Annotated in this window: 27 protein-coding genes; 3 read left to right on the forward strand and 24 right to left on the reverse strand. The window is 67.5% G+C overall.

Going from position 1 to position 26,465, the window contains the following annotated elements:
* Positions 1 to 8: 8 nt before the first annotated feature.
* The 6 genes from EUB48_RS15675 to EUB48_RS15695 form a co-directional block, all read right to left on the reverse strand.
* Positions 9 to 1,319 (reverse strand): citrate synthase, encoded by a 1,311-nt coding sequence (locus tag EUB48_RS15675; RefSeq protein WP_142821340.1) that lies wholly within the window; start codon positions 1,317 to 1,319, stop codon positions 9 to 11.
* A 267-nt stretch (positions 1,320 to 1,586) separates the two neighbouring features.
* Positions 1,587 to 2,543, reverse strand: a complete 957-nt coding sequence (locus tag EUB48_RS15680; protein WP_142820002.1) for a Bug family tripartite tricarboxylate transporter substrate binding protein — start codon at positions 2,541 to 2,543, stop codon at positions 1,587 to 1,589.
* A gap of 29 nt (positions 2,544 to 2,572) precedes the next feature.
* Positions 2,573 to 2,728: a hypothetical protein gene (locus EUB48_RS21415; RefSeq protein ID WP_168226760.1), complete on the reverse strand. Its 156-nt coding sequence runs from the start codon at positions 2,726 to 2,728 to the stop codon at positions 2,573 to 2,575.
* Between the two features lie 6 nt (positions 2,729 to 2,734).
* A complete protein-coding gene (locus EUB48_RS15685; RefSeq protein ID WP_244618228.1) occupies positions 2,735 to 4,342 on the reverse strand; it encodes a carboxylesterase/lipase family protein in 1,608 nt (535 codons plus the stop codon).
* Between the two features lie 74 nt (positions 4,343 to 4,416).
* Positions 4,417 to 5,994, reverse strand: coding sequence for a carboxylesterase/lipase family protein (locus tag EUB48_RS15690; RefSeq protein ID WP_142820003.1), 1,578 nt, complete (start codon positions 5,992 to 5,994; stop codon positions 4,417 to 4,419).
* Positions 5,995 to 5,999: 5 nt separating this feature from the next.
* A complete protein-coding gene (locus tag EUB48_RS15695) occupies positions 6,000 to 7,310 on the reverse strand; it encodes a CaiB/BaiF CoA transferase family protein (protein WP_244618229.1) in 1,311 nt (436 codons plus the stop codon).
* Between the two features lie 64 nt (positions 7,311 to 7,374).
* Between EUB48_RS15695 and EUB48_RS15700 the strand changes: the two genes are divergently transcribed.
* On the forward strand, positions 7,375 to 8,208 hold the full coding sequence (locus EUB48_RS15700) for an enoyl-CoA hydratase (RefSeq protein ID WP_142820004.1): 834 nt from the start codon (positions 7,375 to 7,377) through the stop codon (positions 8,206 to 8,208).
* A gap of 29 nt (positions 8,209 to 8,237) precedes the next feature.
* On the forward strand, positions 8,238 to 8,864 hold the full coding sequence (locus tag EUB48_RS15705) for a DUF2889 domain-containing protein (protein WP_142820005.1): 627 nt from the start codon (positions 8,238 to 8,240) through the stop codon (positions 8,862 to 8,864).
* Here the strand turns inward: EUB48_RS15705 and EUB48_RS15710 are convergent.
* The 18 genes from EUB48_RS15710 to EUB48_RS15795 form a co-directional block, all read right to left on the reverse strand.
* On the reverse strand, positions 8,786 to 9,715 hold the full coding sequence (locus EUB48_RS15710) for a LysR substrate-binding domain-containing protein (RefSeq protein WP_142820006.1): 930 nt from the start codon (positions 9,713 to 9,715) through the stop codon (positions 8,786 to 8,788). The two genes, EUB48_RS15705 and EUB48_RS15710, sit on opposite strands and share 79 nt — an antisense overlap.
* A gap of 7 nt (positions 9,716 to 9,722) precedes the next feature.
* Positions 9,723 to 10,289 (reverse strand): DUF2889 domain-containing protein, encoded by a 567-nt coding sequence (locus EUB48_RS15715; protein WP_142820007.1) that lies wholly within the window; start codon positions 10,287 to 10,289, stop codon positions 9,723 to 9,725.
* Positions 10,290 to 10,327: 38 nt separating this feature from the next.
* Positions 10,328 to 11,071, reverse strand: a complete 744-nt coding sequence (locus tag EUB48_RS15720; protein ID WP_142820008.1) for a lactate utilization protein — start codon at positions 11,069 to 11,071, stop codon at positions 10,328 to 10,330.
* Positions 11,072 to 11,189: 118 nt separating this feature from the next.
* Entirely contained in the window at positions 11,190 to 12,164 is a 975-nt protein-coding gene (locus EUB48_RS15725) for a Bug family tripartite tricarboxylate transporter substrate binding protein (RefSeq protein WP_244618230.1), read from the reverse strand.
* Positions 12,165 to 12,326: 162 nt separating this feature from the next.
* Positions 12,327 to 12,674 (reverse strand): hypothetical protein, encoded by a 348-nt coding sequence (locus EUB48_RS15730; protein WP_142820009.1) that lies wholly within the window; start codon positions 12,672 to 12,674, stop codon positions 12,327 to 12,329.
* Positions 12,675 to 12,692: 18 nt separating this feature from the next.
* Complete coding sequence (locus EUB48_RS15735) at positions 12,693 to 13,163, reverse strand: MaoC/PaaZ C-terminal domain-containing protein (RefSeq protein ID WP_142820010.1); 471 nt, start codon at positions 13,161 to 13,163, stop codon at positions 12,693 to 12,695.
* Between the two features lie 23 nt (positions 13,164 to 13,186).
* Complete coding sequence (locus tag EUB48_RS15740) at positions 13,187 to 14,365, reverse strand: thiolase C-terminal domain-containing protein (RefSeq protein WP_142820011.1); 1,179 nt, start codon at positions 14,363 to 14,365, stop codon at positions 13,187 to 13,189.
* 11 nt (positions 14,366 to 14,376) lie between these two features.
* The gene (locus EUB48_RS15745; RefSeq protein ID WP_142820012.1) at positions 14,377 to 14,784 is read right to left on the reverse strand and encodes a Zn-ribbon domain-containing OB-fold protein; all 408 of its coding nucleotides are present in this window, start codon (positions 14,782 to 14,784) and stop codon (positions 14,377 to 14,379) included.
* Between the two features lie 123 nt (positions 14,785 to 14,907).
* Positions 14,908 to 15,840: an electron transfer flavoprotein subunit alpha/FixB family protein gene (locus EUB48_RS15750; protein ID WP_142820013.1), complete on the reverse strand. Its 933-nt coding sequence runs from the start codon at positions 15,838 to 15,840 to the stop codon at positions 14,908 to 14,910.
* A 1-nt stretch (position 15,841) separates the two neighbouring features.
* On the reverse strand, positions 15,842 to 16,591 hold the full coding sequence (locus EUB48_RS15755) for an electron transfer flavoprotein subunit beta/FixA family protein (RefSeq protein ID WP_142821348.1): 750 nt from the start codon (positions 16,589 to 16,591) through the stop codon (positions 15,842 to 15,844).
* A gap of 7 nt (positions 16,592 to 16,598) precedes the next feature.
* Positions 16,599 to 17,249 carry a 3-hydroxyacyl-CoA dehydrogenase family protein gene (locus EUB48_RS15760; protein ID WP_142820014.1) on the reverse strand — a complete coding sequence of 217 codons (651 nt, stop codon included), beginning with the start codon at positions 17,247 to 17,249 and terminating at the stop codon, positions 16,599 to 16,601.
* Between the two features lie 4 nt (positions 17,250 to 17,253).
* On the reverse strand, positions 17,254 to 18,129 hold the full coding sequence (locus EUB48_RS15765) for a 3-hydroxyacyl-CoA dehydrogenase family protein (protein WP_142820015.1): 876 nt from the start codon (positions 18,127 to 18,129) through the stop codon (positions 17,254 to 17,256).
* Between the two features lie 19 nt (positions 18,130 to 18,148).
* Complete coding sequence (locus tag EUB48_RS15770) at positions 18,149 to 19,315, reverse strand: acyl-CoA dehydrogenase family protein (protein ID WP_142820016.1); 1,167 nt, start codon at positions 19,313 to 19,315, stop codon at positions 18,149 to 18,151.
* An 8-nt stretch (positions 19,316 to 19,323) separates the two neighbouring features.
* Positions 19,324 to 20,076, reverse strand: a complete 753-nt coding sequence (locus EUB48_RS15775) for an SDR family NAD(P)-dependent oxidoreductase (RefSeq protein WP_142820017.1) — start codon at positions 20,074 to 20,076, stop codon at positions 19,324 to 19,326.
* On the reverse strand, positions 20,069 to 20,833 hold the full coding sequence (locus EUB48_RS15780; RefSeq protein WP_142820018.1) for an enoyl-CoA hydratase/isomerase family protein: 765 nt from the start codon (positions 20,831 to 20,833) through the stop codon (positions 20,069 to 20,071). Before EUB48_RS15780 ends, EUB48_RS15775 begins: the two co-directional genes overlap by 8 nt.
* Positions 20,830 to 22,515: a class I adenylate-forming enzyme family protein gene (locus EUB48_RS15785; RefSeq protein WP_142820019.1), complete on the reverse strand. Its 1,686-nt coding sequence runs from the start codon at positions 22,513 to 22,515 to the stop codon at positions 20,830 to 20,832. Before EUB48_RS15785 ends, EUB48_RS15780 begins: the two co-directional genes overlap by 4 nt.
* 25 nt (positions 22,516 to 22,540) lie before the next feature.
* A complete protein-coding gene (locus EUB48_RS15790; RefSeq protein WP_142820020.1) occupies positions 22,541 to 23,320 on the reverse strand; it encodes an enoyl-CoA hydratase-related protein in 780 nt (259 codons plus the stop codon).
* Positions 23,321 to 23,332: 12 nt separating this feature from the next.
* Positions 23,333 to 24,499: a CaiB/BaiF CoA transferase family protein gene (locus EUB48_RS15795; RefSeq protein ID WP_244618231.1), complete on the reverse strand. Its 1,167-nt coding sequence runs from the start codon at positions 24,497 to 24,499 to the stop codon at positions 23,333 to 23,335.
* A 240-nt stretch (positions 24,500 to 24,739) separates the two neighbouring features.
* On the opposite strand from EUB48_RS15795, the gene EUB48_RS15800 reads away from it, so the two are divergent.
* The gene (locus EUB48_RS15800; RefSeq protein ID WP_168226761.1) at positions 24,740 to 26,464 is read left to right on the forward strand and encodes a sigma-54 interaction domain-containing protein; all 1,725 of its coding nucleotides are present in this window, start codon (positions 24,740 to 24,742) and stop codon (positions 26,462 to 26,464) included.
* The last annotated feature ends 1 nt before the right edge of the window (position 26,465 follow it).

The following is a 26,465-nucleotide window of genomic DNA, read 5'->3' on the forward strand; positions in this document are numbered from 1 at the left end:
AGGGAAATTCAGCGCATCGCCATCGGCTTCACCTCGCGCCGGATGGCGCCTGTGAACAGTTGGCGCGGGCGCCCGATCTTGTATTCGGGGTCGGCGATCATCTCGTTCAATTGCGCGATCCAGCCCACGGTGCGGGCGAGCGCGAAGATCGCAGTGAAGAGCGACACCGGGATGCCGATGGCGCGCTGCACGATGCCGGAGTAGAAGTCCACGTTCGGGTAGAGCTTGCGCGAGACGAAGTATTCGTCTTCCAGCGCCACCTTCTCCAGCGCCATGGCCAGCTCCAGCAACGGATCGTTCTTGACGCCGAGGTAACCGAGCACCTCACGGCAGGTCTCCTGCATCAGCGTGGCGCGCGGGTCGTAGTTTTTGTACACGCGGTGGCCGAAGCCCATTAGCTTCACGCCGGAGTTCTTGTCCTTCACCTTGGTGACGAATTCGCCGATCTTGGCCACGCCGCCCATGGCCTGGATCTCCTCCAGCATGTTCAGGCAGGCCTCGTTGGCGCCGCCGTGGGCCGGCCCCCACAAGCAGGCGACGCCGGCCGCGATGGCCGCGAATGGGTTGGTGCCGGAGGAGCCGCACAGGCGCACCGTGGAGGTGGAGGCGTTCTGCTCGTGATCGGCATGCAGGATGAAGATGCGGTCCATCGCTCGCACCAGCACGTCGTTCGGCACGTATTCCTCGCACGGCGTGGCAAACATCATGTGCATAAAGTTCCCCGTGTACGACAGCGAATTCTTCGGGTACATGTAGAGCTGGCCGATGGAGTACTTGTACGCCATCGCCACCAGCGTCGGCATCTTGGCGATCAGCCGGATCGCGGAGATCTCCCGGTGCCGCGCGTTGTTGATGTCGATGCTGTCATGGTAGAAGGCCGATAACGCCCCGACCAGGCCGGTCATCACGGCCATCGGGTGGGCGTCGCGGCGGAATCCGCGCAGGAAGAACTGCATCTGCTCGTTCACCATGGTGTGGTTGGTGACGAGGCTGACGAAATCCTCCTTCTGCTGCTCATTCGGCAGTTCGCCGTTCAGGATCAGGTAACAGGTCTCCAGGAAGTCGCATTGCGTCGCCACCTGCTCGATCGGGTAGCCCCGGTACAGCAACTCGCCCTTGTCGCCGTCGATGTAGGTGATGGAGGACTGGCAGGCCGCGGTGGAGAGGAAGCCCGGGTCGTAGGTGAACATGCCGGTCTGCGCATAGAGCTTGCGGATATCGATGACGTCCGACCCGGTGCTGCCGTGGTAGACCGGCAGCTCGACGCTGGGGCTGCCGCTGCTGAAGGACAGAGTGGCTTTGTTGTCGGCGAGCTTCATCGGTGTCTTGCAGGAATTGAGCATGCCAATCCAGTAGCAGAACTCGGGCCAGGCCGCTGCCCGCTGCGCGCGGCGGCAGCAGCGACCATCTGTTCTCCAGCCCGACAACTTTGTTCTCCCGGAGGACACGGAGGTCTTGTGCGCGGGACACGCAGCGACATGCATTTGCAGAAAGTCCCGCCGTGCCACTCTTCAACGGGCACCGGCGACCCGCGCCAGACCACCAGCTATTCCTGTGTGAGAGTAGCAGCGCTGGCGTGCCGCGGCTTACTGCTTCTGCAATCCCAGTTCCGCGGCCAGCTTGCCCATCTGCACCGTCTCACGCTTGAGCGCTTCCGTGTACTCCTGGGGCTTGATGGGGACCATCTCCGCGCCGGCGCCTTCGAAGCGCTCGCGCACTTCCTTGCTCGTGATCGCGGCCTGCAGCGCGGCAGACAGCTTGTCGACGGCGTCCTTGGGCGTGCCGCTCGGCACCAGCAGGCCGATGTCCACATAGGAGCTGAAATTGGGCAGCCCCTGTTCCGCGATCGTCGGGATCTCCGGAAAGGCCGGCAGGCGCTGCAGCGAGCTGACGCCCAGCGCGCGCAACTGGCCTCCGCGGATCTTGCCGGCGCCGCTGCCCAGGCCCTCGAAAATCATGGTCACGCGGCCGCTGATTACGTCAGGGATGGCGGCGCCGTTGCCCTTGTAAGGCACGTGCAGCAGCTTCACTCCCGCGCGCTGCAGGAACATGGCGGCGGCCATGTAGGGTGTCGTGCCCACGCCGCCCGAGGCGAAGGACATCTCCGCGGGCTTCGCGTTGGCGCGCGCTATGAAGTCGGCGACGCTGCGGTCCAGCTGGCTCGGGCCCACCACCATCACCCAGGGCGAGCGCACCACCAGCCCGATGCCCAGGAAGTCCTTGGCGAGGTCGTAGCCCGGATCCAGCTTCACGGCGGGCTGGCTGGCGATGCTGTTGGAAGTGGCCAACACGGTGTAGCCATCGGCCGGGGCGCCCTTCACATAGCGGATGCCGAGCAGCGTGTCGGCGCCCGCGCGGTTCTCCACGATCACCGGCTGCCCCAGCTTCTCCGCCATCTTCTGGGCCACGAGCCGCGTGGAGATGTCCACGAGCCCACCGGGCGAGGCGGCCACGACGATGCGCACCGGCCGCGCGGGGAACACCTCCGCAGCGGGGGCCGTGCACGCCACGGCCACCAGCAGGGCGGCAACTACCTTCTTCATCCTTGTCTCCTTGAGGGGTCTGAAATACTTCAATCGATCGAGTTAAACAGCGGCCCCGCCTGCAACACGGAGGTCTCCACCTTCAGGTAGTCCGTGCCGCCCGGTGCCAGTCGTTCACTGGCCGGCTCCGCTTGTCGATCAGCCGCGAATTCACGCCGCTCGAGCCAGTCGTGCGGGGGTTCCATCTCGTCTCACTCCATGTAGTTGTAGAGGGGGCCGCGGTTCAGCGTCGGGCCGTCCAGGGTTGGCAATTGCGCGCTCGCCACCCGCGCCGCGCCGTGGTAGTCGCTGGCTGCGCGGCAGTCCGCATCCACCACCATCGAAGTGCGGCTGGCGGAGTCGTACGCTTTCCATTGCGGCATGCGCGGGTTGTTCGGGTCGCCGCTGCGGGCGAAGGCGACGAAGGCCGAAGCCAGGCTGCGCGAGACCTCCAGCGCCTCGGGGCTGCCACCGGTGAGGTCCGCGGTCTTGTCCACGTTGGCGAAGGCGAAAGGAATGTCCACCGTGTGGGGCGAGCCCCAGATGCCACCATCCACCGGCGCCTTCCACGCGAAGTTGTAGACATAGACCAGCGCGCGGCCTGCGTCCGCCTTGGGCTCCACGGCGCTAATCATGGGCGTGCGAAAACGCACGTCGCTCGCGAACGCGGCCAGGATCTGCGGCGGCGTCGCGCGCGGCTCGTCGTGCAGATAGGCATCGACGATGCCCTGTACGCCCGTGTCGTCGAGGCCATACTGGGCGCGGATGCGCGCACGCATCTGGTTTGCGCTCACCTCGAAATTGCGCCTGTCGCGCCGGAAGTAAAAGGTCGCCTCGGTGTCCACGCTGCCCATCAGCAGTGGCACGTCGGCGTGCAGGGCCAGGCCCTGCGACGACATGATGGCTGCGGGCAGGTGGTGACCATCGATCACCGGGCGTGCGGCTTCGAAGCGCGCGGCCGCCACTGCTTTGGCCCGCGCGCGCAGCAAGGCGTCGGCGGCCACATGCTGCAGCTTGCGGGCATCGCCGCGGGCAAGGCCGAACGTCTTCAGGATCTCCTCGGTGTAGCGCTCGGTGCTAGCCGCCGTCACGTGGCTCCACGGCCCGCTCATGTTGATCGCCCGGTGGAACAGGCCGCTGGCCGCCGGCATGCCCATGAGGGCCATCACCTTTCCGCCACCGCCGGACTGGCCGAAGAGAGTGACATTGCCGGAATCGCCACCAAATTCAGCGATGTTGTCCTTCACCCAGCGCAGCGCCGCCACCAGGTCCAGCTGGCCGGCATTGCCGGCGTCGGCGAAAGCCGGATCGAAAGCGCCGAGGTGCGTGTACCCGAAGGCGTTGAGGCGGTGGTTCACCGTGACCACCACCACATCGCCAAAGCGGGCAAGATGGCTGCCGTCCAGGATGCTTTCGCCGCCGCTGCCGCTGATGTAGCCGCCGCCGTGCATGTAGACCATCACTGGCCGGCGCGCGCCGGTGTCGAGGCCGGGCGTGTACACGTTGAGTACGCAGCAGTTCTCGCTGAAAGGCGAGGGATCACCGCCCTCCCAGGAGAACACGGGCGTCACCGGCATGCGCTCGGTGGACTGCGGACTCTGGTCGCCCAGGGTGAAGGCGTCGCGCACGCCGCTCCAGCCGGCAACCGGGCGCGGTGCCTGGAAGCGCCCGTCGCCGCCGGTGTCCGCCGCATAGGGAATGCCCTTGAAGCTGATGGCGGTGTCACCGCGCACGCCGCGCAGGCGGCCGTGCGTGGTGGTGACGGTCACCGGCTCGGCAGCGTGGCGCGCGCCAACCAGGGCGCAGGCAGCGAGCTTCACGCGCCCAGGGACGCGACAACGACGCGCCACCGGAGCCCGAGATGAAAACGGTCCACGCAAAAACTTCCTATTCTTCAGGCTTCCCCGATGGCGGGGACGTAACGGGGAAAGGGTTCGAAGGCAATGCGCTCCTCGCGCAACGGGTCCGCCTGCAGGCGCGAGTGCCGGTCGAACACCATGGTGGCGCGTTCGGCCAGCGCATAGGGACGCCACGAAACGAGGCCTGCGTGGTTGGGGTTGCCACTGCGTGCGAAGGCGAGCCACGCGCCGGACATCTCCTCCTGCAGCGGGTCACGATCTGCGCCCGCGCCCACGATGCCACCGGGCACATCCACGTTGCCGAATGCGAAGGCGATGCACAGCGTATGCGGCGTTCGCAGCATGCCGTCCAGCACCGGCGTCTTCCAGCGCAGCAGGTAAGCGTAGACCGGGGCGCCGCCCTGCTCCGTCTGCAGCTCGGCCGCACGCGTGACGCTGCGGCGGTAACGGTGGTCGCCATAGACCTGCGCGTAGAGGTCGCCCGGGGCGTCGCCGGGGCGGCCGCTGCGATAGGTCTCCAGCAGGCGTTCGGCATCGGCGGCAGGCACGCCGAGCGCGCGCGCGGTGCTCGCCAGCGCCTGTTGCGCGCTCTGCCGGTACACGGCCGGCGTGGCGGCGAAGGTGAGGCGCTGCTCGTTTTCGCACCAGCCGGTCATGAGCGGCACGGCGGCCGAGAGCTGCACCGCCTCGGCGCTGAAGGGCTGCCACGGCAACGTGCGGCCATCGACCACGGGACGGTAATCGTCGCGATGGGTGGCTTTCACCGCGGCGAGCATGGCCTTGACCAGGGTCTCGGCCGGCAGCTCGTGCAAGGCACGCAGCCGGTTGCGGTTCAGGCCCAGCTGGGCCAGGAACTGCTCCGTGTTGCGCTCGGCCTCCTCCTCGGTTGCGAGCCGCAGCAGCGACGAGGCGCTCTGGATGATGGCCTTATGGAACAGGCCTCGCGCGCGTGGCATGGCCATCAGCACCGCCGCCTTGGAGCCGCCACCGGACTGCCCGAAGATCGTGACGTTGCCCGGGTCGCCGCCGAAGCGCGCAACGTTGTCGCGCACCCATTCGAGCGCGGCCACCAGGTCCAGCATGCCGGCGTTGCCGGCGTCCGCATAGCGCCCCCCATCGGCATCGCCGAGGTACAGATGGCCGAACACATTGAGCCGGTGGTTCATGGAGACCACCACCGCGCCCCGCCTGGCGAGGTTGCCACCATCCACGCCGGGGCCGCCTGCCGAACCGACCTTGAACCCGCCACCATGGATGTAGACCATCACCGGGAGCTTCGCGCCGCCATCCAGGCTGGGCGTGAACACGTTCAGCGCCAGGCAGTCCTCGGACATCGGCCGCGCGTCGCGCAGCCACGTGATGTTCAGCCGTTCCTCGTCCCGAGCCTCTTGGGGGGCGCGTGGCCCGCAGTCGAGCGCGTCGCGCACGCCAGCCCAGGAGCGGGGCCGCGGCGGCTGGAAGCGATGGATGCCGCCGGTATCCGCGCCATACGGGATGCCCTTGAAAATGTGGATGCCGGCCGCCGAGGTGCCGCGCACCCTGCCGGAGACTGTTTCCACCACGGGCCGCCTGGCCGCGGCGCCAGTGCCGGCACATTCGGACAGACCGGTCATTCGATTCACAGCACGCCCGCGGACCGCAATTCGTCGATCCGCTGCGCGCTGTAGCCAAGCTCGCCCAGAATCGCTTCCGAATCGGCCCCGCCGTCGGGCGTGGGGCGGCGGACGCGGCGCGTCGCGCCGTCGAAGTTCATGGGCGAAGCCAGCACGTGCAGGGTGCCCAGCTTCGGGTGCTCCATCGGCAGAGCCATGCCGAGGTGCCGCACCTGGGCATCCTCGAAGACCTGGTCCATGCTGTAGATCGGGCCACAGGTGACGCCGGCGCCATTGAGCTTCTCGATCCAGTGCAGCGTGCCGCGGGTGCGGGTGACTTCGGCGATGCCCGCGTGGATCGCCACCTTGTGCTTGCGGCGGCCGTCGCGCGAGGTCCAGCCCGGCTGCTCTGCCCACTCGGGGTGCCCCAACGCCGCGCACAGACGCGGCCACAGGCGCGAGCTCGCTGCGCAGATCGTGACGTGGCCGTCCTGCGTCGGGAACACGTCGGTCGGGATCGCGGTGGGATGCTCGTTGCCCACCCGCTTCGGCACCTCCTTGTCCACGAGCCAGCGGGTCGCCTGGAAGTCCATCATGAACAGCAGGCTCTCCATCAGACTGGTGTGCACCCAGCGGCCGCGGCCGGTGCGCTGCCGCTCGAAGAGCGCCATCATCACGGCCAGAGCCAGCATGTTGCCGGCGGTGAGGTCGCCCACCGCGATGCCGGTGCGCAGCGGTTGCCCATCGGGCAGACCCGTCACCGACATCAGGCCCGTCATGCCCTGAGCGATCTGGTCAAGGCCGGGGCGCTCGCGGTAGGGCCCGTCCTGGCCGAAGCCGCTGATGCTGCCGTAGACGAGGCGCGGGTTCACCGCGCTCAGGTCCTCCCAGGCGATGCCCAGCCGGTGCTTCACGGCCGGCCGCATGTTCTCGATCACCACGTCCGCCTCGCGCACCAGGTCCAGCAGCACGGCGCGGCCGGCCGGATCCTTCAGGTTCAGGCGCAGCGAGCGCTTGTTGCGGTGCAGGTTCTGGTAGTCGGAGCCGCGCTCCTTGCCCACCACGTCCTCGTGGGCCGGCGTGCCGGCCGGTGCCAGCGGCGGGTCGATGCGGATCACGTCCGCCCCCCAGTCGGCGAGGTGCCGCACCGCGGTGGGGCCGGCACGCGCCAGGGTGAGGTCGATCACCTTCAGCCCGGCCAAAGGCAGCGACCCTTGGTCGTTATCCCGCCTGGCGCCGGCGGCGCGCGCTGCTCCGCTCATGTCGGTCATCGGAGTTCCTGTTCGATTCGCATGGGCCGAATTCTCACGGCAGCGCGCACCGGCGTCCAATTCCAATTGGTTTGGCCTGCCCAACGAATGGCAGGTTTACCGCCTGCCGCGCTGCGCCGAGAATGCGGACATGGAAATTGGAAAAACTCTCGAGGACACGATGTGCGTGGTGGACCGTCACGCGGACGGCAAGCTGCTCGCGGGCCGCATTGACCGCATCGGCGTGGTGCTGTTCAACCAGCCGGAAAAGCGCAACGCCCTGAACCTGGCCATGTGGAACGGCGTGTGCGACGTCCTGGACGCCTTCGCCGCGGACGGCGAGGTGCGCGCGGTCGTGTACGCTGGCGCCGGCGGCGAGGCCTTCGCCTCGGGCGCTGACATCAGCGAGTTCGCCAGCAAGCGCAACAGCGCGGACGCCAACCTGGAGTACACGCGCATCACAGGGCGGGGCCGCGACAAGATGCGCGACTTCCCCAAGCCGACCCTCGCCTGCGTCCAGGGCTACTGCCTCGGCGGCGGACTCAACGTCGCATTGCAGGCGGACCTGCGGGTGGCGTCGCGCGATTCCGTGTTCGGCATCCCGGCGGCGCGCATGGGCATCGCCTACGGCATCGAGCCCATGGAGAAGCTCGTCTCGCTCGTCGGCCCCGCCCGCGCGCACCTCTTGCTCTACACGGCCCGTCGCTTCACGGGCGAGGAGGCGTTGGCCATGGGCCTCGTCGAAGTGCTCGCCGCCGAAGACGTGGTCACGGAAACACTGAAGCTCGCCGCCGCCATCGCGGAGAACGCACCACTGTCGCTGCAGGCCAGCCGCTTCGCGATCCAACAGGTGCTGAAGCCGCCGGCTGAGCGCAACCATGACCACATGGCGGAGCTTACCCGTCGCTGCATGGACAGCGCCGACTACCGCGAAGGGCGCGCCGCCTTCGCCGAAAAGCGCAAGCCCCGGTTCACCGGCGCCTGAATACGCCCTGCCCGAAGAGAAAGCACCGCATGCCACTGTCTGCCATCGCCGACCGCGAGGAAGTCCACCACCGCGTGATTGATATGAAGACCTATGCCCGCGCCAACGGGCTGTTCGACGCCGAAGCGCACCTGGTCGACCGCAAGCCCTTCGAGTTCACCCGCGCCGGCGCGACCGACACCGTCGCGGCCGGGGAAGCCTTCCACGACCTCTGGATCCGCGTGACGGTGGACCGCGACTTCGTCGTGCGCGCCATCGAGGCCGCGTCGGACGTGACGCCCTGGGCCGTGTGCAAGCAGGCCGGCGCCGCCTTGCAAGCGCTGGTGGGGGAGGCGCTGGTGAAGGGCTGGACCGGCAAGGTCAAGGAAAAGCTGCGCGGCGCGGCCAGCTGCACGCACCTGGCCGAAATGCTGATCCCGCTGGCGACCACCGCGCTGCAGGGCATCTACGGGCTGCGCACGCTGGCCGAACGCGAGGCTAAGATCGGCGCGATGGTAGACAGCTGCTATGCCTTCGGCAGCAGCCGGGACGTGATCAAGCGGCTCGCACCCCTGCACTACCAGGCGGCCGTCCAGGCCTATGAACCGTCCTCGAACACCAGCTGCTCCAGCCGCCGCTGCTCCAGCGAGGGATGCAGCTCCTCGAGGAAGCGGTAGACGTATTTCTGCAGATGGCTCTGCCGGCGCAGCAGCACCACCGATTCCGATGGCTCGAACAGGTGGCCGACGTCGCGAGCCCGCACCGCGCGATCCCGCGACGCCGACCAGGTGAAGGCGGGGATGATGCCGACGCCCAGGCCCGCGCCAACGTAGGTCTTGATCACGTCGGAATCGAGCGCCTGCACGACGACGTTCACCTCCAGCCCGGCCTCCACGAACTTGCGAACGATCCGCGAGCCCCGCGGCCGGGCCGAGTGCTGCACGATCAGCGCAGACTGCGCGATCTTCTCCAGTGTCAGCGCCTTGGTCTTGAGCAGCGGGTGGCCGGGCGGCGTCACCAGCACGCGCGGCGAGGTCAGGAAGGGCACGGGCACCGTCTCGCGCGGCAGTTGCTCCGGCGCGTGTGTCACGCCCAGCGTGGCCTTGCCGTCGCGCACGAGTTCAGCGATCTGCCCCGGCGTGCCCTGCAGCACCGTGATGCGCACCTTCGGGAAGCGGCGGCTGAACGCGACGATCGCGGGCAGCAACAGATGGTTGGCGTGGGCGTGGCTGGTGGCCAGCGCGATGCTTCCTTCGCCCCCGCCGCGCCCCTCGCGGGCAATGCCCCGGATGTTGTCCGCGGCCTGCAATGCGCGGCGGGCCCACAGCAGCGTGCGTTGTCCCTCTTCCGTCAGCGCGACGGGGCGGCCGCGCTGGCGCAACAGCAGATCGACGCCGAGCTCCTCCTCGAACTGCCGCAGCTGCTTGCTGACGGCGGGCTGGGTGGCGTGCAGGACGCTGGCGGCGCGCGAGATGTTGAAGCCCGCATCGACCACCGCGCACAGGCACTGCAGCTGCCGCAGCTTCATGCCGGGATCAGGACGGTTGCTTCTCCGCCGGCACGTAGTGCTGCGGCCACAGGCGCTGCACGACCTCGCGGCTGCGGCCGTAGGTGTAGCAGGTATCGAGCTGGGACGGCACGCCGCCGACGACAGGCCTGCGCTCGTCCTTCGGTTGCAGCCCGCGGATCCCCTGGAAGGCCGTGGTCGCCAGGGGGATCAGCATTTCCATCAGGTGGGTGCAGCTGGCGGCGCCGCGCAGCCGCTCTTTGACCTTGGCGGACCAGCCGCGGGCGATGCGTTCGCCTACGAGGACCTGAAGCGTCGTCTCGGCGCCCTTGCACAGCGGGTAAGGCGTCACGTCGGAGGAGGCTTCGATCGCCCGCACGAGGTAGTCCGCGTCCACCGTCATCCGCACCGAAATATCATGCAGCGGCTGGCCGGCCGGGGTCGGATGCGGCTGGGCCAGGCGCTCGAAATCGAAGGGTTTCGTGTCGACCAGGTGCGCCTCGATGTCGTAGAGGCCGTCCTCGCGGGCGTAGGCGCGCATGTCGATGACGCGATGGTGGGCTTCACGGCGGGCGACGGGTGGAGACAGGGGCATGGCGCGGCTTTCGGTTCGGCAGACCTGCGTATTGTGGACTACAGGCCCAGTTCTTCGCCGACCAGCACCACGTTGATGCGGTCGCTCATGCGCGGCAGCGCGCCCTCGAGGATGCCGGTGTAGTTGCAGATGCGCCGCGGATGGTCGCAGTCGGTGCAGATGCCGGTGGAGGCACAGGGCAGCTCGCCGTACCAGGGCCGGTTGTGCATGTCGAGGTGGCGCTTGACGTTCACCGGCGCGCAGAACTCGTGGATGCGGTCGAAGGCCGCGTCCAGGCCCTTCACGATCTTGTTGACGCCGACCACGATGACGACCTTGCGCGGGCCGAAGATCATGGCAGCCACGCGGTTGCCGGCGCCGTCGGTGCTGACGATCTTGCCATCCAGCGTGACGGCGTTGGCGCCGGTCAGGTAGACGTCGGCCATAAACACGTCACGCTGCAGCTTGAAATACAGGTCCTTGTTCTTCTCGTAGTCGCCGTTGATGTTGTTGCCCGGGCCGTCCTTCTCCTGCGGATACATGATCGTGTTGGCGGCGCGCGCGCGCAGCGCCGGGATCACCTCCAGCTGGTCCAGGGTGACGGAGTCGGAACGGAACACCGACACGTCGCGGGGCACGAGCGCCATGACGGCCGCGAGCGCGGCCTCCCGGTCGGGTACGTACTGCGCCTGGAAGTGCCGGCGCTTCATGGCCGCGACCACCGTGTTGGCGCGCTGCTCCTTCACCCAGTTGATGGGGCGGGAGATGTTCTTTTCGTCGACGGCGGTGAGCACGGCGCTCATGTCAGGTCTCCTGGTCGTTGGTCGCGGTCATTCTGCGGCCGCCGGCGCGACCGCGGGGTCGGGAATTGCTGCCAGCCGGTTAGCCGGACTTACGCAGCAAGCGCCGCGCCGCACTGCTTCACTCCCTGGGTAGCTTCAGATCGCTCGCCACCTTCGCCATCTGGGAATACTCCTTGGCGAGGTACTGGTCGAAAGCTTGCGGCGTGACGAAGGACGGGTCGGAACCCTCGGAGCGGAACCGCTCGCTGAGCTCCTTGCTCGTCAAGGCATAGTGCAGCGCGTCCGACAGCTTCTGCACCACATCCTTCGGCGTACCCGCCTTCACCAGCAACCCCAGCCACAGGGAGTATGTGTAGTTCACACCCTGCTCGACGAAGGTCGGCACGTTGGGCAGCGGTGCGATTCGCTCGGGGGACGTGACGGCGAGGGCTCGCAGCCTGCCCGACTGGAGGAACGCCGCGCTGCTGATGTAGCCGTCGCAGATCATGTTGACGCGATCGGCGACGACGTCCGGCAACGCCGCCCCGTTGCCCTTGTAAGGCACGTGCAGCATGTTGACGCCCGCGGCCTGCAGGAACATCGCACAGGCGATGTGCGGCGGGCCTCCGGTGCCGCCGGAGGCGAACGTCAGGGGCTCCTTTTTCGCGCGTGCGATCAGGTCGGGCAAGGTGCGGTCCGGCTGCCCGGCGCCGGTGTCCAGGATCATGGCGGAGCGCGTCATGAAGCCCAGGCCGGAGAAGTCCTTCACCGGGTCGTAGCCGGGTTCCCGCTTCGTGAACGGCAGCAACGTGAAGCCGTTGGCCTGCGCAAGGAGGGTGTAGCCGTCCGCCGGTGCGTCCTTGACCATGCGCGTGCCGAGCAGGGTGTCGCCGCCCGGGCGGTTGTCCACGATCACCGACTGCCCCAGCTTCTCCGCCATCTTCTGCGCCACCAGGCGGGTGGTCATATCGAGCGCGCCGGCCGCCGCGGCCGGCACAATGATGCGGATCGGCCGGGTTGGCCAAGCGTCGGCCGCGGCAGACCAGACGCTCGGTAACGCAAGCGAAAACGCGACGGCGCCGCGCGCCAGCAGGTGAAGAGTTCGTCTTTTCATGGTTTGTCTCCTAATATCTTTGAATTGATTCAAACTTCAGTCGTCAAGCCTGCGGTCACGGGCTTGATTGCTGAACCGGTTGACTCACCGCCGTGCAGCTTGAGTCTCCTTTGGGCACGAGCCCGTACACAAGCACAAGGCGCACGGCGGTGAGCACGGCGCTCATGTCAGGTCTCCTGATCTTGGTTCGCCCGATTCTGGGGCGAAGCCGTGCAACGCGCGGTCGGGAATTGCTGCCAGCCGGTTAGCCAAACTTACCCAGCAGACACCCCATCGCGGGAACAATGCCACGGCTGTCGCGAGCCTTTCGGCAGCAACAAGGAAGCAAATCATGATGGTCCAGACGGTGACCGGACTGATCCCCCTCGAACGCTTCGGCCGCACGCTGATGCACGAGCACAGGGCTTCCCGCATGACGTTGCTCAGCGAGTTGCGCGTCTGCTCCGCAGCCAGGCGGATGACGCCCACAGAGCCGATGCGCTCGGTCTCTAGATATTGTTCCTGGTCCATGCGCCGTGCCTCCCGGCCTCAAATCTTCGGGCGCCGCTTGAACATCAGCGTCGCCTTCATCTCCTGCACCACGCTACCGTCCTGCTTGACGCACTGGCGCTGGAAGCTCACCACGCCGCGGTCCGGCTTGCTGGTCTCCTTCTTCTCCACAACCTTGGCCACCACGCGGATGGTGTCGCCGTGCTTCACGGGGGCCAGCATGCGCCACTGGTCGATGCCCAGCAGGCCGATCAGCGTGCCGTCGTTGACCCCGCTGGCGTAGGTCAGGCCACCCATGATCCCGTAGATCAGCGGCCCGTGCGCGATCGGCTCGCCGAAGGGCGTGGTCTTGCAGTACTCGAAGTTGGTGTGCACCTCGTTGAAGTCGCCCGTGAGGCAGGCGAAGTTCACGATGTCGGTGGACGTGATGGTGCGCGCCGGGGTCACGATCTCCTCGCCGACCTCGAAGTCCTCGAAGTAGCGGCCGCGCGGCTGGACGTTGATGTTCATGGCAATCCTTTCAGTCGGGACACTCAGCCCTTGTCATTGGCCAGGATCAGGGTGCAGTGCGAGGACAGGATGCCGCCCTCGTTGTGCACCAGTGCCACCTCGGCGCCCTGCACCTGGCGCTCGCCGAGGCCGCCGCGCAGCTGGCGCACGGCCTCGACGATGCCGAACAGGCCGCCGGCGGCGCCGGCATGGGCGTGCGAGAGCATGCCGCCATGGGTGTTGACCGGAAGCTTGCCGCCGATGCGCGCATGGCCTTCGGCGAAGAAGGCGCCGCCCTCGCCCGGCTTCACGAAGCCCAGCTCCTCCAGCTCGATGATGGGGACGATGGTGAAGCAGTCGTAGAGCTGCGCGACGTCGACGTCCTGCGGGCCCAGGCCAGCCATCTGGTAGGCTGTCTTGCCGGACTCGGTGGCGCCGAACTCGGTGAGGCTGGGTGCGCACATCAGGTGTTCGTGCGTGTGGTACTCGCCGATGCCCTGCAAGTACACGGGCTTGGACTTCAAGTCACGTGCGCGCTCGGCGGAGGTGACGATGAAGGCGCCACCGGCGTCCGAAATCAGGCAGCAGTCCAGCATACCCAGGGGGTCGGCGATCGGCTTGGCCTCCAGCACCTGCTCCAGCGTGATCGCCCTCTTCATGTGCGCGTTGGGGTGCCGCAGCGCGTGCGCACGCGTGTTCACCGCGACGTGCGCCAGTTGCTCGCGCTTCGTGCCGTACACGTGCATGTGCCGCTGCGCGATCATCGCGTAGTAGCCGGGAATCGACCCGCCGTAGGGCTGTTCGAAATACGGATGGCCCACGGCCAGTAGCGCGGACAGCGCGGCGTCGCGCGTGAGACCGGTGGCCCGGTTCTCGCCGGCGCACACCAGGATGGTCTCGGCCTGGCCGGAGGCGATGGCTTCGGCCGCGTGCTTGAGCATCACCGCAGGGCTGGCGCCGCCGGAGACGACGGAGGCATTGAAGCGCGGCTTGACGCCCAGGTACTCGCACAACACCGAACCGAGCATGAAGTACGGCTCGGTGAAGGAGTAGGCGGTGAGCACGCCGTCGATGTCCGACACCTTGAGGCCGGACTCGTCCAGCGCGCGCTTGGCGGCCTGCGCGTTCAGCCCCAGGCCAGTCATGTTGGGAACCTTGCCGATGTCGGATTCGCCAACACCGACGATGGCGATCTTGTTCTTCAGGGATGCGGGGGTCTTCATGGACATTTCCTTCAGGCGCGCTGGAACTGCGGTAGCAGGGCGCCGTCGCCCCGGTCTTCGAACGTCACCTTGACCCGGTCGCCGATCTTCACCTCCAGGGCATCGGCACCCAGGATGTTGGCCATCATGCGCGGTCCCTCTTCCAACTCGATAAGCGCCACGACATAAGGAACGAGCGCGGTGAACGCCGGGTCCGAAGCGCGCCGCACGACGGTGAAGCTGTGGACCGTGCCAGTGCCCTTGGCGTCGACCCATTCCAGCTGGTCGGACCAGCATTGGGGGCACAGGTGCCGCGGCATGAAGTGCAGCTGACTGCAGGCCTTGCACTTGCGGATGACGAGCCGGCGCTCGCGCGCGGCGTCCCAATAAGGCTTCGAGTCGGCGTTGGCGACGGGCGTGGGGAGGGTGTTTTGTTCCATGCTTTGTCTCGGGTTCTCCGGGCTCAGTTCAGCCGGCTGCGCGCGAGGGCGGCCGGCACGTTGCGCTGCAGGAAATCGACTGCGGCGCGTCCAAAAACATCATTGCGTTCGCCGGCCACCTGCTTACAGCGTCTTCACCAGTTCCGGCACGGCCTGGAACAGGTCGGCCACCAGGCCGTAGTCGGCAACGCTGAAGATCGGCGCTTCCTCGTCCTTGTTGATCGCGACGATCACCTTGGAGTCCTTCATGCCGGCCAGGTGCTGGATCGCGCCGCTGATGCCGCAAGCCACGTAGAGCTGCGGCGCGACGATCTTGCCGGTCTGGCCAACCTGCAGGTCGTTGGCCGCGTAGCCGGCGTCCACCGCGGCGCGGCTAGCACCGATGGCGGCGTTAAGCTTGTCGGCCAGGGGCGTCAGCACTTCCTGGAACTTCTCGGAAGAACCCAGAGCGCGGCCGCCAGAGACGATGATCTTGGCGGCGGTCAGCTCCGGGCGATCGCTCTTGGCAATTTCCTGGCCCACGAACTTGCTCTTGCCGGCATCGGCGACGACAGGGACGGCCTCGACGGCCGCGTTGCCGCCGCTGGCCGGCGCGGGATCGAAGGCCGTGGTGCGGATAGTCAGCACCTTGACCTTGTCGCTGCTCTGCACGGTGGCGATGGCGTTGCCGGCGTAGATGGGTCGTTCGAAGGTGTATGCGCCGTGGATCTTGGTGACGTCGCTGACCTGCGCGACGTCGAGCTTGGCGGCCACGCGCGGAGCGGCGTTCTTGCCGCTGGCGGTGGCCGGGAACAGCACGTGCGTGTAGTCGCGCGCGATGGCCAGCACCTGGGCGGCCACGTTCTCGGCGAGGCCGTGTTCGAACTGCGCGCCGTCGGCGTGCAGCACCTTGGCGACGCCGGCGATCCGGGCGGCGGCCTTGGCGGCTTCCGCGGCATTCGCGCCGGCCACCAGCACGTGCACGTCGCCACCGCAGGCAGCGGCCGCGGTGACGGTGTTCAGGGTCGCGGCCTTGATGGTCGCGTTGTCGTGTTCGGCAATGACGAGGGCGGCCATCTCAGATCACCTTGGCTTCAGTTTTAAGTTTCACAACGAGGGTGGCCACGTCGGGCACCTTCACGCCGGCGCTGCGCTTGGCGGGCTCGGTCACCTTCAGCGTCTTCAGTCGCGGCTTCACGTCGACGCCCAGGTCCTCGGGCTTAACGACGTCCAGCTGCTTCTTCTTCGCCTTCATGATGTTGGGCAGCGTCACGTAGCGTGGCTCGTTCAGGCGCAGGTCGGTCGTGATCACCGCCGGTAGCGAGATTGAGAGTGTCTCCAGGCCGCCATCCACTTCCCTCGTGACCTTCGCCCGGCCGTCGGCCACTTCCACCTTCGAAGCGAAAGTGGCTTGCGGCAGGTCCGCCAGCGCCGCCAGCATCTGGCCGGTCTGGTTGCAGTCGTCGTCGATCGCCTGCTTGCCGAGGATGACGAGATCGGGCTGTTCCTTGTCGACCAGCGCTTTCAACAGCTTGGCCACGGCCAACGGCTCCAGCGCCTCGTCGGTCTGGACCAGGATGGCGCGGTCGGCGCCGATGGCCATCGCCGTGCGCAGCGTCTCCTGGCATTGCTGCACGCCGCAGGACACGGCGATGACCTCGCTGACCACGCCCTTTTCCTTCAGGCGGACCGCTTCCTCCACCGCGATTTCGTCGAAGGGGTTCATCGACATCTTCACGTTCGCTATGTCGATCCCGGTGCCGTCCGACTTGACCCGGACCTTCACGTTGAAGTCAACGACACGCTTGACGGCGACCAATGCTTTCACTGTCATGTCAGAACTGCTCCCTTGCTTTTGCGACCTGCGCGCGGCGTGCCGGCGCATAAGGTTCTTGACCCAGGGCCTCGTACAGGGCCTGCGTCACATCGTGGTGTTCTGCGAGCCCGGTGCGCTCCAGCAGCGAGATCGGTCCTTCGGGGTAACCGAGGCCCAGGCAAAGCGTCTTGTCCATGTCTTCGGCGCTGGCCAGCTTCTCGTCCAGGCGGCGCAGGGCAGCATTCAGGTAAGGGCGGATCAGGCGATCCACGATGCGGCCCGGGAAGTCGCCGCAGACCGCGACCTTCAGGCCGGCGGCCTCGAAGGCCGCCTTGGCCGCGGCGATCGCGCTGTCGCGCGTCTGCGGCTGACGCACCAGCTCCACCAGCGGCGTCGGATCGGCGCGGCCCAGGCGGAAGCGGGCGAAGCCCACGACGTTGGCGCCTTCGTGGCCCTTTTGTTCGCCCGTGTGCACGCCCAGGCACTCGGTGCCCAGCTCGATGGCGACGAAGGGGCAGGCAGCCAGCTCGCCGGCCGCTGCAAAGGCAGCGCCGGCATCCTTGCCGGTGAAGACGCGTGACGCTCCCTTGGCGTCCGCCTGCTCGGTGAAGGCGTGGCTGGCGGGGAAGGAACGGCTGTCGCCGGAGGAAACGATTCGATAGTTGCTCATGGGCTCAGGCTCCATACATCTTGCTGTCGGCGTACTTGAGGAGGCCGCGACCGGTCTTCTTGCCCAGCCAGCCGGCGGCGATCATGCGTTTCACGAGCGGCGGACACGCCGCGCGCGGCTCGTTGGTCACGCCATACATCGCTTCGCACAGCAGCTTCTGCGTGTCCATGCCGACCAGGTCCAGCAGCTCCATCGGGCCCATCGCGTAACCCATCGCCGTCTTGATCGCCAGGTCGATGTCCGCGGGCTCTGCCACGCCCTGCTCCACCAGCCGGATGGCGTCGTTGTTGAACGGAATCAGGAAGTAATTCAGCACGAAACCGGGCGTGTCCTGGGTCTTCACCGGCTTCTGGCCCATGGCTTCGCAGGTGGCCCAGGCGCGGGAGAAGGTCTCCTCGCTGGTCGTCAGGCCGGGGGACATCTCGACCAGCTTCATCAGCTGCGCCGGCAGGCAGAAGTGCATGCCGACGAATTGGTCCGGTCGGCCGCAGCCGCCGGCAATCTCCGTGATGCTGATGGTGGAGGTGTTGCTGGCGAAGATGGCTTCGGGCTTGCAGATGGTATTGAGCTTGCCGAACAGGTCGTGCTTGACCGGCAGGCTCTCGAACACCGCCTCGATCACCAGGTCGCAGTCGGCGAAGTCTTCCAGTTGGGTCGTGCCGCTCCAGGCGCCCATGATTTCGGGCAGCTTCTCCGCGGCCAGCTTGCCGCGCTCCACGCTCTTGCGAAGGAAGCCTTCGGTCTGCTTGCGCGCGCGCTCCAGCGCGTCCTGCTTCAGGTCGAACACGCGGGTCTTGAAGCCCGCGCGCGCGCAGACGATGGCAATGCCCGCGCCCATGGTGCCCGCGCCGGCAATGCCGATGGTCTTGATTTCGTTCATGCTTTCTCCTTGGAGGGCCTCAGCGTTGCAGGAAGCTGCGGCCGATCAGTTGGCGATGGACCTGGTTGGTCCCTTCCCAGATCTGGGTGATCTTCGCGTCGCGCATCAGGCGCTCGACGCGGAAGTCCTTGCAGTACCCATAGCCACCCAGCAGCTGTACGGCGTCGGTGGTGACGCGCATCGCGAGGTCGGTGGCGCGCATCTTCAGCAGCGAGGCTTCGATGCCGAAGTCCTTGGCGCCGGCGTCGACCCAGCTCGCCACCTGCCACAGCCAGCTCTCGACCAGCGCGAGTTCGGACGCCAGGTCGGCGACCATGAACTGGATGCCCTGGAACTCAAGAATCTTGCGGCCGGACTGCCTGCGCTCGTTGATGTAGGCCACGCTGTCCTCGAACGCGGCCCGGGCGATGCCCAGGGCATGCGCCGCCACGCTGGGGCGCGACTTGTTCAGCGAGGCGAACAGGATCTTCAGGCCATCGCCGGGGTTGCCCAGTAGGTTAGCGCGCGGGACGCGGCAGTTGTCGAAGGCCAGGGTGGCGGTGCTCGACGCGCGCGTGCCCATCTTGTCCTCCAGCCGCACCACCGACAATCCCGGCGTGCCCTTCTCCAGCACCAGCACCGAGATACTTTCCTTGGCACCGGCGATGCCTTCCCATTTGCCGAACAGCAGGTAGAGGTCGGCCACGTCGCCATTGGTGATGAAGGTCTTGCCGCCGTTTACGACGATCTCGCCGCCCTCTTCGCGGAACGACGTGCGCATGCCGGTGGCGTCGGAGCCGGCGCCCGGCTCCGTGATCGCCAGCGCGCCCAGGCCGCCTTCGGCGATGCGCGGCAGCAGGCGCTGCTTCTGCTCCTCGGTACCCCAGTCGATCAGGGGCTTCATGCCATGGTAGTTGGTGGCCCAGATAATGCCCGTGGCCGCGCAAGCCTTGCTGATCTCGCGCGCGCAGGCCAGGTAGGCCGTATACGACATCTGGGCGCCGCCGTAGGCCTCGGGGATGAACATCGCGTTCAGCCCGAGCTCGTTGATGGCCTTGACGTTCTCCCAGGGAAACTCCGCCGTGCGGTCGAAGTGCTCGGCACGTGGCGCGATCTGCTCGCGCGCCAGGATCTGCACGCTCTCGAGCAGCATCTTTTCTTCGTCCGCGAGCGCGATGCGGGAGTCGAGTCGTTCCAGGATGTTCATGGTGCTCTCTAGTGTGCGATGCCTTGACCGCCGTCGATGTAGATGGTCTCGCCCGTGAGGAAGCCTCCGGCGGGCGTGAAGAGGGAGGCCACCAGCGCGCCGACGTCGGCGGCGGTGCCCGGCTCGCGGCCCGGGATGCGTTTGTCCAGGTAGGCCCGCAGCGGCCCGCCCGCAGCCATGGCGTCGGCGTTGAGGTCGGTAACGATGTAGCCGGGCGCCACGTCCATCACACGGATGCCCTTGCCGGCCCATTCCACCGCCAGGCAACGCGTGATGGCACCCACCGCGGCCTTGCTGGCGCAGTACGCGAGGTTGCGCTTCACGCCCAGCTTGTCGAAGAAGGAGCCGATGTTGACGATCATCCCGCCGCCGGTCGCCACCAGGTGCGGGTACGCCGCCTGGCAGGCGCTCACCACCGAGGTGGCATTGGTGTCCATCACCTCCTGCCAGTGCTCCAGTGAGATCTCCGCCGACGGACCGTCCAGGTGCACGCCCGCGTTGTTCACCAAGCCCTTGATGCGCCAGCCTTCATCGGCCAGCTTGCGCATGGCGGCGGCGAGCGCCGCCGGGTCGGTGACATCGGCCTTGGCCCCGATCCAGCGCGCGGACACTTCCGCCGGCACCCCCGGGCAGGCCGGCAGCGCGCCGGAGCGCGAGAAGCAGGCCACGTGCCGGCCCTGCTGCGCCAGCGCCAGCGCGATGGCGGCGCCGATGCCCCGGCTGGCGCCAGTGACGACGATGCATTCCCGTTGTTCACTCATCGCGGAACTCCGCCTTGCGTTTCTCGACGAAGGCCTGCATGCCTGCCTCGGCGTCGCGGGTGCGATAGGCCAGCGTCGACAGGTCAGCCTCCACGCGCAGGCCCTCGTGCAGCGGCCCGTCCAGCGCACGCTGCACCGCCTCGCGGGCGAACTGCAGCGCGAGCAGGCCGTGGCCGCTGAACTCGCGGGCATAGGCCTTGGCGGCGGCCAGGCCGGGCGCCTGGACGATGCGGTTGACGAGGCCGATCGCGAGCGCCTCCTCGGCATTCACCGTGCGGCCGGTCATCACCAGCTCCAGGGCGCGGCCCGGTCCGACCAGGCGCGGCAGGCGCTGCGTGCCGCCGTAGCCGGGGATCAGGCCGAGCTTCACTTCGGGCAGGCCGAACTTGGCATGGGGCAGCGCCAGGCGCAGCGTACAGGCCAGCGCCAGCTCGCAGCCGCCGCCGAAGGCGAAGCCGTTGACCAGCGCAATGGACGGAATGGGCAGGCGATCGAGCTGCGCGAACACCGCCTGGCCCAGCTGCGCACCTTCGCGCTGCGCGGCCAGCCCGCGCTGCTGCAGTTCCTTGATGTCGGCGCCGGCGCAGAAGGCCTTTTCGCCTTCGCCGGTGACGATCAACGCGCGAGCCTTGGAGTGGCCCGCTTCCTTGATGCGCTCGCCGATCTGGGCGATCAGCTCGAAGCTGAGCGCGTTCAGCGCCTGCGGCCGCCGGAGGGTGAGGACGGCGAATTCCTCGTCGTGGGTGAGTTCTATCATTTGGCAGTGGCGGGCGCGCGGTAACGCACCGGTTCGGGTTGCAGGCGGCCGCTGGCGACCCATTGCACGAGCTCGCGCTTCAGGATCTTGCCGCTGGCGGTCAGGGGGAACTCCGTCACCACGGCGTAGAACTCGGGCATGTCGAACTTGGACAGGCCTTCCTTCGCCAGGTGCTGCAGGATCTCGTCCGGCGCGGGCGACTTGCCCTCGTGGCAGATGATGGCCAGGCAGACCTTCTCGCCCAGTCGCTCGTCGGGCACCCCGAAGGCCGCTGCCTTCTTGACCGCGGCGTGCCGGTGCGCGTATTCCTCGATGTGGGCGGGGTGGATGTTGTGGCCACCGCGAATGATCAGGTCCTTCTTGCGGCCCACGATCTGCAGGTTGCCCTGCTCGTCGAAGCGACCGAGGTCGCCGCTCAGGAACCAGCCGCTGGAGTTGAAGGAGTTCTCCGTGGCCGACTGGTTGTTGAAGTAGCCAAGCATCAGCACGCCGCCGCGGCCGCCGATCTCGCCCACTTCGCCGGGGCCGGGTTCCAGGTCCGGCTTCTCCTGGTTCCACAGCCGCACCTCGTAGCCGGCGCAGGCCTTGCCGCAGGTGCTGGTGATCACCTCGACCGGATCATTGGGTTTGGTGTACTGGTGCGAGCCGTTCTCGGTCATGCCGTAGACGTTCTGCGGCTTGGCGCCGAGCGACAGCAGGCGGCGCGCCACCTCGGTGGGAATCGGCGTGCCCGCCATGTAGAACACCTTCACGGCCCCCAGCTTCTTGAGCCCGCGCTTGTCCGCCTCCTGCAGCAGGTCCATGGCGTGCGTGGGCACGCCCATCACGTAGGTGGCGCCGGTCTGCTCGATCCAGTCCAGGGCACCAACACCCGCGGAGGCGTCGTGCATCACCAGTTCGCAGCCGGCCACCAGCGCCTGGTCCAGTGCCACGGTGCCGATGTGGTGGCTCATGGGGCTGAGCGTGAGCAGCACGGTCGCGGCGTTGTGGCCCCAGTCGGCGACCATCGCCCGGGAATTGGCCAGCAGCGTGTTGTCGCTGTGCATCACCCCCTTCGGCGTGCCGGTGGTGCCGCTGGTGAAGGCCAGGTAGACGATCTGGTCCGGGTGCGTGCTGGCAGGCGGCGCCGGCACGCGCGGCGCTGGGCCGGCCTGCGGCATGGCGCGGGTACCGGCCGGAATGGCGGCAGCAGGTGTGCGCAGTGCCGGCAACGCATACACGCCCTTCATGTGGCCCAGCTCCGCGGCGCGCGCGAAGATATCTGCCGTCTTCGCATCCGAGCCGTAGCCGGGCTGCGTGAACAGGGCGCGGCACTCGATGCGGTCCAGCAGGGTCACGATCTCCGCGACCGTGTAGTTCTGGTGTAGCGAGGGGTTGCAGACGTAGCCGTTGCGCGAGCAGGCCAGCAGGATGACCACGCTCTCCAGGCGGTTGGGCAGCCAGATCGATACGCGGTCGCCGCGGCGCAGGCCGGCCTCGTGCAGGTCCGCTGCCAGTGCGTCGACCCAGGCGACGAGCGTGCTCCAGGTGAGGCGGCGCGCGCTGTCGCGCACCGCATAGGCGCTGCCGCGCTCGGTCGCATGCCGGCGCGCCAGGGAATACAGCGTGTCCGTCTGCCAGATGCCCGAGAGATAGTTCTCCCGGGCCCGGGCCGGATCATGCAAGGTCAGCAGGTGCGACATGGCGAATCCTCCTTCGTGCAAGAGCTCAGTGGCCGAACTTGTCGGCGTCCGGCTTGCGGCGCTGCGCGAAGGAAGCAGCCAGCTCCTTGGACTCCTTCGTTTCCAGGTAGCCGCGCAGCAACAGGTCGTGCGCCATGCGCGACAGGCCCGAGACGCCGCCGTGGCGCGCATTGAAGGCGCCCTTGATGGAGGCGAGAGCGAAGGCGCCCCGATCCGCGATCTCCAGCGCGATCTTGCGGGTGAACTCCCACAGCTCGGCGTCGGGGACGACGTGATTGACCAGGCCCCAATCCAGCGCCTCGCGCGCCGTCAGTTTCGGATTGCGGTACCACATTTCCTTCGCGCGCTTCTTCCCGATGATGTCTTCCAGGTACCAGGTGCCGTAGCCGCCGTCGAAGCTGCCGACCATGGGGCCGACCTGGCGGAACACGGCGCTTTCCTTGGCGATGGTGATGTCGCACACCACGTGCAGCACGTGGCCGCCGCCGACGGCGAAGCCGTTGACCATGGCGATCACCGGCTTTTGCAGACGGTCGATGGACTCGTACATCTCCAGCGTCGGCAGCGTGCCGGCGTAGAGCATCGAGTCCTCCATGCCGTCCTTTTTGCCGCCGGTGCAAAAGACCTTGTCGCCCGCGCCGGTGATGATGAGGACGCGGGTGCGCGTCTCGCGCCGGATCTCGTTGATGCAATCGCGGATCTCGTGGCACATGCGCTCGGTAAACATGTTGCCGTCTTTGGGACGGTTCAGCGTGAGGATGCCGAGGGGGCCTTCTTCACGGTAGATGATTTCCTGGAACTGCATGGTGTCTTCCTCTCAGATGATTTGTTGGTTGCGGAGTTGGTCGATCTGCGTGGCGTCGCAAGCCAGCCACGTGCGCAGTATCTGCTCGGTATGCGCCCCGAGCTTCGGGGGCGGGACGGCCGTGCCTTCGGTGCGGCCGTCGAAGCGGATGCCCAGGCCCACCTGCGGGATCTCGCCGTCGGGGCCCTGGGTGCGGTAAATGAAGCCGGACTCGTGCAGCGCCGGGTCCTGCGCCACTTCGTCCACGCGCTGGATCGGGCCGGCCGGCACGCGGGCGTTGACCAACAGGTCCAGCCAATGGGCGCGCGGCTGGGTCTTCAGCAGCTCGCCGATGACCTTGACGATCTCCTCGCGCTTGGCGCGGCGATCCTTGTTGCTGGCGTACGCCGGGTTGGCGCCGACTTCCGGGCACCCCACGGCCTCCCAGAAGCGCTTCCAGATCGCGTCGTTGCCCAGCCCCAGGGTCATGGGAGCGTCAGCCGTGTCGAACACCTGGTAAATCGCGATGACGCTGTCGCGCCCGCCCTGGCGCCGCGCCAGTTCGCCGGAACCCAGGTAGGGCATCAGCTTGGGCGCCATGAAGCGCGACATGCTCTCCACCATGGAAATGTCGATGTCGCAGCCCTTGCCCTCGCGCTCGCGCCGCAGCAGCGCGGCCAGCACCGCCATCGCGGCGTCGTTGCCGGCCAGCAGGTCGGCGGCGGGCGTGCCTACTTTCTGCGGCCCGTTCTCAGGCTCGCCGGTCAGGTCCATCACGCCGGAATAGCCCTCGGCGATCAGGTCGTAGCACGGCAGGTCGGCACGGCTGCCCTGCAGGCCGAAGCCGCTGATGGAGACGTGGACGAGCCGCGGGTTCAGCGGCCGCAGCGTCGCGGCATCGAGGCCCAGCTTGCGCTGCGCACGCGCCACCAGGTTCAGCAGGATCACGTCGCACTGCGCCACCAGCTTCTTCAGGACCTCCCGGCCCTGCGGCGCGGCGATGTCGAGCGTGAGGCTCTGCTTGCCCCGGTTGACGCTCATGAACCAGAGCGACTCGCCGTGCAGGAACGGGGGTCCCCAGGCGCGCGCGTCGTCGCCGCCCTTGGGTTTTTCGATCTTGACGACGGTGGCACCCATGTCGGCCAGCAGTTGGCCGGCGTAGGGCCCCGCGACCGAGGAGGTGAGGTCGAGGACCTTCACGCCTGCGAGCAGGTCGAGCGCGGGCGCAGACCTCGCGGGGAGGCCACGCAGGGGGATTCGGGATTCTGGCGTAAACATTGCATGGTTTTATGCAAGCTGCGTGCCACCTCGCCAGACCCTCCGGAAACCGTGAAAAGGTGCGATTCCGCGCGCTTCTGCGGGTGCGCAGGCCCTCCTGGAGCTGAGCCGGTGTCTTCACCGAGGACAGGCCAGCACTCGACGGAAGTATCATTGCCCTCAATGGAAACACAAGACACAAGCGCGAAGGACACTTCCCTGAACGACCTTCGCGGCGTTCTGGTACTCGGGCCCGACGGCAAGCAGGTCGCGGCCAGCGGAATCGCGCTTCAGCCCGAGATTGCGAACCGCATCACCAGCGGCTGGCAGGACGTCCGCCGCCGCCAGCGCCGCCTGTTTTCGGTGGAGGCGCCCGATGGCGACCCCGTGGTCGTGGTGGTCCTGCCTTCTTCGGATGCCACCGTGTTCGTGGCCATGGAACGGGACAGCCGCGATGCCCTGTTCGAGTTCGTCGGCGCCGTGGATTTCGCGGGGGACATCCTCGCCCACTTCCTCACCAACCCGTTCGAGGCGCTGGCCGTGGTCGATCGCGACGCGATCATCCGCTATATGAGCCCGGTGCACGAGCGCTTCTTCGGCCTGCGGCCCGGGGCCGGCGTCGGCCGCCACACGACCGAGGTGATCGAGAACTCGCGCTTGGACCGTGTGGTGGAAACCGGCAAGTCGGAGATCGGCCTGCTGCACGAGATGCGCGGCGTCACCCGCGTGGTGGCGCGCCACCCCATCCGCAACAGCCGCGGCGAGTTGGTGGCCGCCATCGGCCAGATCATGTTCAAGGGGCCGGAGCAGTTGCAGGCGCTGTCCAGCGAGGTCTCCAAGCTCAAGTCCGAAGTGGCCTTTTACCGCCGCGAGCTGAGCGATCTGCGCAACCGCAGCTACGGTCTGGACCAGATGGTCGGCGACAGCTTGGCCATGCAGCGCCTGAAGCAGCAGATCGTGAAGGTGGCGCCGTTGGACGTGCCGGTGCTTCTCACCGGCGAGAGCGGCACCGGCAAGGAACTCGCCGCGCACGCCATCCACAAGCTGAGCCCGCGGCGCGACGGCACCATGGTGATGGTGAACGCGGCCGCCCTGCCGGCCACGCTGGTGGAGAGCGAACTGTTCGGCTATGAGGCTGGCTCCTTTACTGGCGCCGAGCGCAAGGGCCGCAAGGGCAAGATCGAGCAGGCCGACGGCGGATCGCTGTTCTTCGACGAGGTGGGCGACACGCCGGCTGAGGTTCAGGTGAAGCTGCTGCGCGTCCTGCAGGACGGCACGTTCCAGCGGGTGGGCGGGAACGACCTGCGGCGCTCGAACTTCCGCCTGATCAGTGCCAGCAACCGCAACTTCGAGGCAATGATCGCCGAGGGCACCTTCCGCCTCGACCTGTTCTACCGCATCGGCGGGGTGACGATCCGTCTGCCGGCGCTGCGCGAGCGCCTTGAGGACATCCCGCTGCTGGCCGACCTGGCCTTGAAGCAGTTCGCCGACCGCCACGGACAGCGTGCGAAGAAGCTCTCGGACGATGCCCTCGTGCTCCTGCAGAGCCAGCGCTGGCCCGGCAACGTGCGCCAGTTGATGCACACGGTGGAGCGCGCCGCGATCTTCGGCGAAGGCGATGTGATCGAGCCCAGCGACTTCGGCATCATCGACGCCGAGCCGGGGGATACCCTGGCCACGCCCGTGCCCCAGGCAACCGACAGCTTGCCGGCGCCCCTGATTTCCGGTGCGCGCCAACCCATGCTTGTCAGCAGCGCGGTGGAGCAGGTGGAAGAGCAGCTGATCCGCCAGGCCATGGCGAAGTTCAACGGCAACAAGAAGCGCGTGGCCGCCGAACTGGGGATTTCGCGCTCCTACCTGTACAAGCGCCTGGCGCAGATGGGTTTCGGCGCCGAAGCGGAAACCTGAA

This window comes from Rhodoferax sediminis (assembly GCF_006970865.1).
Classification (GTDB): domain Bacteria; phylum Pseudomonadota; class Gammaproteobacteria; order Burkholderiales; family Burkholderiaceae_C; genus Rhodoferax_A; species Rhodoferax_A sediminis.

What these genes read in the sequence shown, in the direction of transcription:
- EUB48_RS15675 (WP_142821340.1), bottom strand. Translation starts at nt 1,319, where the DNA reads ATGAAGCTCGCCGACAACAAAGCCACTCTGTCCTTCAGCAGCGGCAGC.
- EUB48_RS15680 (WP_142820002.1), bottom strand. Translation starts at nt 2,543, where the DNA reads ATGAAGAAGGTAGTTGCCGCCCTGCTGGTGGCCGTGGCGTGCACGGCC.
- EUB48_RS21415 (WP_168226760.1), bottom strand. Translation starts at nt 2,728, where the DNA reads ATGGAACCCCCGCACGACTGGCTCGAGCGGCGTGAATTCGCGGCTGAT.
- EUB48_RS15690 (WP_142820003.1), bottom strand. Translation starts at nt 5,994, where the DNA reads ATGACCGGTCTGTCCGAATGTGCCGGCACTGGCGCCGCGGCCAGGCGG.
- EUB48_RS15700 (WP_142820004.1), top strand. Translation starts at nt 7,375, where the DNA reads ATGGAAATTGGAAAAACTCTCGAGGACACGATGTGCGTGGTGGACCGT.
- EUB48_RS15705 (WP_142820005.1), top strand. Translation starts at nt 8,238, where the DNA reads ATGCCACTGTCTGCCATCGCCGACCGCGAGGAAGTCCACCACCGCGTG.
- EUB48_RS15710 (WP_142820006.1), bottom strand. Translation starts at nt 9,715, where the DNA reads ATGAAGCTGCGGCAGCTGCAGTGCCTGTGCGCGGTGGTCGATGCGGGC.
- EUB48_RS15715 (WP_142820007.1), bottom strand. Translation starts at nt 10,289, where the DNA reads ATGCCCCTGTCTCCACCCGTCGCCCGCCGTGAAGCCCACCATCGCGTC.
- EUB48_RS15720 (WP_142820008.1), bottom strand. Translation starts at nt 11,071, where the DNA reads ATGAGCGCCGTGCTCACCGCCGTCGACGAAAAGAACATCTCCCGCCCC.
- EUB48_RS15725 (WP_244618230.1), bottom strand. Translation starts at nt 12,164, where the DNA reads ATGAAAAGACGAACTCTTCACCTGCTGGCGCGCGGCGCCGTCGCGTTT.
- EUB48_RS15730 (WP_142820009.1), bottom strand. Translation starts at nt 12,674, where the DNA reads ATGGACCAGGAACAATATCTAGAGACCGAGCGCATCGGCTCTGTGGGC.
- EUB48_RS15735 (WP_142820010.1), bottom strand. Translation starts at nt 13,163, where the DNA reads ATGAACATCAACGTCCAGCCGCGCGGCCGCTACTTCGAGGACTTCGAG.
- EUB48_RS15740 (WP_142820011.1), bottom strand. Translation starts at nt 14,365, where the DNA reads ATGAAGACCCCCGCATCCCTGAAGAACAAGATCGCCATCGTCGGTGTT.
- EUB48_RS15745 (WP_142820012.1), bottom strand. Translation starts at nt 14,784, where the DNA reads ATGGAACAAAACACCCTCCCCACGCCCGTCGCCAACGCCGACTCGAAG.
- EUB48_RS15750 (WP_142820013.1), bottom strand. Translation starts at nt 15,840, where the DNA reads ATGGCCGCCCTCGTCATTGCCGAACACGACAACGCGACCATCAAGGCC.
- EUB48_RS15760 (WP_142820014.1), bottom strand. Translation starts at nt 17,249, where the DNA reads ATGAGCAACTATCGAATCGTTTCCTCCGGCGACAGCCGTTCCTTCCCC.
- EUB48_RS15765 (WP_142820015.1), bottom strand. Translation starts at nt 18,129, where the DNA reads ATGAACGAAATCAAGACCATCGGCATTGCCGGCGCGGGCACCATGGGC.
- EUB48_RS15770 (WP_142820016.1), bottom strand. Translation starts at nt 19,315, where the DNA reads ATGAACATCCTGGAACGACTCGACTCCCGCATCGCGCTCGCGGACGAA.
- EUB48_RS15775 (WP_142820017.1), bottom strand. Translation starts at nt 20,076, where the DNA reads ATGAGTGAACAACGGGAATGCATCGTCGTCACTGGCGCCAGCCGGGGC.
- EUB48_RS15780 (WP_142820018.1), bottom strand. Translation starts at nt 20,833, where the DNA reads ATGATAGAACTCACCCACGACGAGGAATTCGCCGTCCTCACCCTCCGG.
- EUB48_RS15785 (WP_142820019.1), bottom strand. Translation starts at nt 22,515, where the DNA reads ATGTCGCACCTGCTGACCTTGCATGATCCGGCCCGGGCCCGGGAGAAC.
- EUB48_RS15790 (WP_142820020.1), bottom strand. Translation starts at nt 23,320, where the DNA reads ATGCAGTTCCAGGAAATCATCTACCGTGAAGAAGGCCCCCTCGGCATC.
- EUB48_RS15800 (WP_168226761.1), top strand. Translation starts at nt 24,740, where the DNA reads ATGGAAACACAAGACACAAGCGCGAAGGACACTTCCCTGAACGACCTT.